Origin of the sequence: Mycobacterium sp. NPDC050041 (assembly GCF_049541695.1) — a bacterium.
Lineage (GTDB): Bacteria > Actinomycetota > Actinomycetes > Mycobacteriales > Mycobacteriaceae > Mycobacterium.
The window spans coordinates 1-5,524 of sequence record NZ_JBMVDG010000019.1 but is presented as its reverse complement, the minus strand read 5'-3'; the positions used below and the strand labels follow the sequence as shown (position 1 = coordinate 5,524).

The window sequence follows — 5,524 nt, the reverse complement described above, 5'->3', positions numbered from 1 at the left end:
GTGTTCGGCGGTGTCCTACTTTTCCACCCGTATGGGTAGTATCATCGGCGCTGGCAGGCTTAGCTTCCGGGTTCGGGATGGGTCCGGGCGTTTCCCTGCCGCTATGTACCGCCGTAACTTTATTCACTTTATTGTGAAGTGTGTTTTGGTGGTGGGGTGCAGTCTATTTGTTTGACTGTGAATATGTGTGGTTGCGAGGTTTTGTTGTTGTTGTAAGTTTTCGGCCGGTTAGTGCCAGTTCCCTACGCGCATTGCTGCGTTTCCAGGTCTGGCCTATCGATCCCGTGGTCTGCGGGGGGCCTTATCCCACTTAATGGGTGAGAAGCCTGGTCTTGGAGGGGGTTTCCCGCTTAGATGCTTTCAGCGGTTATCCTGTCCGAACGTGGCTATCCAGCGGTGCCCCTGGTGGGACAACTGGTATACCAGAGGTTCGTCCGTCCCGGTCCTCTCGTACTAGGGACAGGTTTCCTCAAGCTTCTGACGCGCGCGGCGGATAGAGACCGAACTGTCTCACGACGTTCTAAACCCAGCTCGCGTGCCGCTTTAATGGGCGAACAGCCCAACCCTTGGGACCTGCTCCAGCCCCAGGATGCGACGAGCCGACATCGAGGTGCCAAACCATCCCGTCGATATGGACTCTTGGGGAAGATCAGCCTGTTATCCCCGGGGTACCTTTTATCCGTTGAGCGACACCCCTTCCACTCGGGGGTGCCGGATCACTAGTCCCGACTTTCGTCCCTGCTCGACATGTACGTCTCGCAGTCAAGCTCCCTTGTGCACTTACACTCAACACCTGATTGCCGTCCAGGTTGAGGGAACCTTTGGGCGCCTCCGTTACATTTTAGGAGGCAACCGCCCCAGTTAAACTACCCACCAGGCACTGTCCCTGAACCGGATATACGGTCCGAGGTTAGAAGCCCAATACGATCAGAGTGGTATTTCAACAACGACTCCACAACCACTGGCGTGGCCGCTTCACAGTCTCCCACCTATCCTACACAAACCGTATCGAACTCCAATACCAAGTTGTAGTGAAGGTCCCGGGGTCTTTTCGTCCTGCCGCGCGTAACGAGCATCTTTACTCGTAATGCAATTTCGCCGAGTCTATGGTTGAGACAGTTGAGAAGTCGTTACGCCATTCGTGCAGGTCGGAACTTACCCGACAAGGAATTTCGCTACCTTAGGATGGTTATAGTTACCACCGCCGTTTACTGGGGCTTAAATTCTCAGCTTCACCCCCAAAGGGGTTAACCGGTCCTCTTAACCTTCCAGCACCGGGCAGGCGTCAGTCCGTATACATCGTCTTGCGACTTCGCACGGACCTGTGTTTTTAGTAAACAGTCGCTTCTCACTGGTTTGTGCCACCCCCTCCCGCTGCCGGCCGCAAAGGCCATGACGATATGGGGGTCCCCCTTCTCCCGAAGTTACGGGGGCATTTTGCCGAGTTCCTTAACCATAGTTCACTCGTACGCCTTGGTATTCTCTACCTGACCACCTGTGTCGGTTTGGGGTACGGGCCGTGTGTGCGCTCGCTAGAGGCTTTTCTTGGCAGCATAGGATCACCGAATTCACCTCATCCGGCTATGCATCACCTCTCGGACTCATGACACCCGGATTTGCCTAGATGTAGTCCTACCGGTTTGCCCCAGTATTACCACTGACTGGTACGGCTACCTTCCTGCGTCACCCCATCGCTTGACTACTACCAACGAAGGTCCCGCGCAGCGCATGCAATCCTCACACCCGAAGGTGATCGGTAACGCATGGTTTGGGCGGTTAGTACCGCTGATTCATCAGGGACGCTCACACACGGGTACGGGAATATCAACCCGTTGTCCATCGACTACGCCTGTCGGCCTCGCCTTAGGTCCCGACTCACCCTGGGCGGACTGGCCTGGCCCAGGAACCCTTGGTCTTTCGGCGGGCAAGGTTCTCACTTGCCTTATCGCTACTCATGCCTGCATTCTCACTCCCACACCCTCCACAGCTGGATCACTCCGCTGCTTCACCGGATGCAGGACGCTCCCCTACCCAACAATCCTCGCGGACTATTGCCGCGGCTTCGGCGGTGTGCTTGAGCCCCGCTACATTATCGGCGCACAATCACTTGACCAGTGAGCTATTACGCACTCTTTCAAGGGTGGCTGCTTCTAAGCCAACCTCCTGGTTGTCTTCGCGACTGCACATCCTTTTCCACTTAGCACACGCTTAGGGGCCTTAGCCGGCGATCTGGGCTGTTTCCCTCTCGACGCACGGAGCTTATCCCCCGCCGTCTCACTGCCACACTTTCACTTGTCGGCATTCGGAGTTTGGCTGACGTCAGTAACCTAGTAGGGCCCATCGGCCATCCAGTAGCTCTACCTCCAACAAGAAACATGTGACGCTGCACCTAAATGCATTTCGGGGAGAACCAGCTATCACGGAGTTTGATTGGCCTTTCACCCCTACCCACAGCTCATCCCCTCAGTCTTCAACCTAAGTGGGTTCGGGCCTCCACGCGGTCTTACCCGCGCTTCACCCTGGCCATGGGTAGATCACTCCGCTTCGGGTCCAGAACACACCACTACACCAACCCCTCCGGATTGGATACGCCCTATTCAGACTCGCTTTCGCTGCGGCTACCCCACACGGGTTAACCTCGCGACATGTCCCTGACTCGCAGGCTCATTCTTCAAAAGGCACGCCATCACCCCACGTAGAACGAGGGCTCTGACGGATTGTAAGCGCACGGTTTCAGGTACTCTTTCACTCCCCTCCCGGGGTACTTTTCACCATTCCCTCACGGTACTAATCCGCTATCGGTCACTGAGAAGTATTCAGGCTTACCGGGTGGTCCCGGCAGATTCACAGCAGATTCCACGGGCCCGCTGCTACTCGGGGACAGTCTCACAACAGGGTTCGAATTTTCGCCTACGGGGCTCTCACCCTCTACGACAGGTCATCCCAAAACCACTTCGACTAACACGAACCTTTATCACTGTTGCCCCCCTCGGCGGAGAGGAGAAGAAACGCCCCACAACCCCGCACACACAACCCCCGCCGGGTATCACATGCATACGGTTTAGCCATCCTCCGCTTTCGCTCGCCACTACTCACGGAATCACAATTGTTTTCTCTTCCTACGGGTACTGAGATGTTTCACTTCCCCGCGTTCCCCCCCGACACCTATGTATTCAGTGCCGGGTGACACGACATCACTCGTGCCGGGTTTCCCCATTCGGACATCCTCGGATCAACGCTCGGTTGACAGCTCCCCGAGGCATATCGCAGCCTCCCACGTCCTTCATCGGCTCCCAGTGCCAAGGCATCCACCATGCGCTCTTAAACACTTACAACACAAAACCAAAAAAATGAGTCATCACCCACACACACCCCACCCCCCAAAAGGAGCAGCATGCATGCGAGTATCAGAAAAATTTGCATTACATAAAGACACACCATGACCAAAAGCCATCATGCGTCTCGATGCTCGCAACCACTATCCACAAATCAAACACCACACCCCACCACCAAAGCAGGGCAACAACAGAAACCCCTCGCTCATCCCGACACCCCCACAAGAAACTGTGAAAGCGACCTCGGGACAACCTCAGAGCCGGCACCCACCCCCGCTGGGATGAGCCCGCGGGCCTGTTGTCTCAAAGCCCAATAGTGTGTCTGATGGATCCTTCGCCGTCCGGCATTCACTCGGACGAACATGTTCGCTGCTATGCACCAGAACTTGCGCCCACTACAGGGCAAGCCCATCCAACGAATCGCCCAGGTCACCGAACCCCCACACGATGTGGGCGGGCCATGGGTCTCGTGGTGCTCCTTAGAAAGGAGGTGATCCAGCCGCACCTTCCGGTACGGCTACCTTGTTACGACTTCGTCCCAATCGCCGATCCCACCTTCGACGGCTCCCTCCCACAAGGGGTTAGGCCACCGGCTTCGGGTGTTACCGACTTTCATGACGTGACGGGCGGTGTGTACAAGGCCCGGGAACGTATTCACCGCAGCGTTGCTGATCTGCGATTACTAGCGACTCCGACTTCACGGGGTCGAGTTGCAGACCCCGATCCGAACTGAGACCGGCTTTAAAGGATTCGCTAAGCCTCACGGCATCGCAGCCCTTTGTACCGGCCATTGTAGCATGTGTGAAGCCCTGGACATAAGGGGCATGATGACTTGACGTCATCCCCACCTTCCTCCGAGTTGACCCCGGCAGTCTCTCACGAGTCCCCACCATTACGTGCTGGCAACATGAGACAAGGGTTGCGCTCGTTGCGGGACTTAACCCAACATCTCACGACACGAGCTGACGACAGCCATGCACCACCTGCACACAGGCCACAAGGGAACCGACATCTCTGCCGGCGTCCTGTGCATGTCAAACCCAGGTAAGGTTCTTCGCGTTGCATCGAATTAATCCACATGCTCCGCCGCTTGTGCGGGCCCCCGTCAATTCCTTTGAGTTTTAGCCTTGCGGCCGTACTCCCCAGGCGGGGTACTTAATGCGTTAGCTACGGCACGGATCCCAAGGAAGGAAACCCACACCTAGTACCCACCGTTTACGGCGTGGACTACCAGGGTATCTAATCCTGTTCGCTCCCCACGCTTTCGCTCCTCAGCGTCAGTTACTGCCCAGAGACCCGCCTTCGCCACCGGTGTTCCTCCTGATATCTGCGCATTCCACCGCTACACCAGGAATTCCAGTCTCCCCTGCAGTACTCCAGTCTGCCCGTATCGCCCGCACGCCGAGGGTTAAGCCCCCGGTTTTCACGAACAACGCGACAAACCACCTACGAGCTCTTTACGCCCAGTAATTCCGGACAACGCTCGCACCCTACGTATTACCGCGGCTGCTGGCACGTAGTTGGCCGGTGCTTCTTCTGCACATACCGTCACTTGCGCTTCGTCTGTGCTGAAAGAGGTTTACAACCCGAAGGCCGTCATCCCCCACGCGGCGTCGCTGCATCAGGCTTGCGCCCATTGTGCAATATTCCCCACTGCTGCCTCCCGTAGGAGTCTGGGCCGTATCTCAGTCCCAGTGTGGCCGGACACCCTCTCAGGCCGGCTACCCGTCGTCGCCTTGGTAGGCCATCACCCCACCAACAAGCTGATAGGCCGCGGGCCCATCCCACACCGCAAAAGCTTTCCCCCAAAGGTCATGCAACCCAAGAGGTATATTCGGTATTAGACCCAGTTTCCCAGGCTTATCCCAAAGTGCAGGGCAGATCACCCACGTGTTACTCACCCGTTCGCCACTCGAGTACCCCGAAGGGCCTTTCCGTTCGACTTGCATGTGTTAAGCACGCCGCCAGCGTTCGTCCTGAGCCAGGATCAAACTCTCCAAACAAAAACAACCCAACCAAAGGCCAGGTGAATTCGAATCAGAAAAATCCGATCACAAAAACAAGACACCAAAAACTGGCATCCAAAAAACGAGGCTGCACCCCCAAACGGGAAAATGCGGACACAACCCCAAAAAACAACAAACAAAAACCACCAAACACACTATTGAGTTCTCAAACAACACACCCGC

The 5,524-nt window shown here is 56.3% G+C and carries 3 rRNA genes; all 3 read right to left on the bottom strand.

Annotated features, from left to right (window positions below):
- Positions 1-2: 2 nt before the first annotated feature.
- A 5S ribosomal RNA gene (rrf, locus tag ACPCHZ_RS28460) occupies positions 3-116 on the bottom strand.
- A gap of 92 nt (positions 117-208) precedes the next feature.
- A 23S ribosomal RNA gene (locus ACPCHZ_RS28455) occupies positions 209-3,335 on the bottom strand.
- Positions 3,336-3,818: 483 nt separating this feature from the next.
- A 16S ribosomal RNA gene (locus ACPCHZ_RS28450) occupies positions 3,819-5,338 on the bottom strand.
- The 16S, 23S and 5S rRNA genes sit together here, the layout of an rRNA operon.
- Positions 5,339-5,524 lie beyond the last annotated feature (186 nt).